1 protein-coding gene is annotated in these 503 nt (G+C 36.6%); it reads right to left on the bottom strand.

Annotation, left to right across the window (positions count from 1 at the left end; genetic code table 11):
* A partial coding sequence (locus tag HMPREF0083_RS07375; protein ID WP_021620559.1) for a hypothetical protein occupies positions 1-353 on the bottom strand: 353 nt, incomplete at its 3' end.
* Positions 354-503 lie beyond the last annotated feature (150 nt).

Below are 503 nucleotides of genomic sequence, written 5' to 3'. Positions count from 1 at the left end.
AGGAAGGGGACTTCTTTCGGAAAGCTGTTAAATAAATTTTGGGTTCTTGCATCTGTGATTTTCATAGAAGAGGGACTATCTTGCAGTGAATGTTTTATTAAGGTCGCTGTAAGCTTATGGCCATAAACTCCGTCAATTACACCATCAGCTAAACCAGCCCAAAGATATCTCGTATTCCTTTTGCTATTCTCTCCTGGATGAGGGGCAAACTGAGGCTGTACATTTTGTTGGGACTCTAAATTATTACGTAGTACTTGATTATTGTCTTGTTCTACTACATCTTCTGGAAACTTATTATCAGATTTTTGCTCATTTAATTCCTCAATGGTAGTTTCTGTATACAATCTGTTCATTAGCAAAAACCGAAGTCGGAAAACTAAAGAAGCTGCAACTAAGGGGGCAATAATAACTTTTTTCTTTTCGACATGTTATCCCCTTTCTTCTTCCCAGATGTAATTTTATTACATATAATATCACGCCTGTTGATTATCCATAAGGTGGAA

Origin of the sequence: Aneurinibacillus aneurinilyticus ATCC 12856 (assembly GCF_000466385.1) — a bacterium.
GTDB lineage: Bacteria > Bacillota > Bacilli > Aneurinibacillales > Aneurinibacillaceae > Aneurinibacillus > Aneurinibacillus aneurinilyticus.
This window is presented reverse-complemented; position numbering and strand designations above follow the sequence as displayed.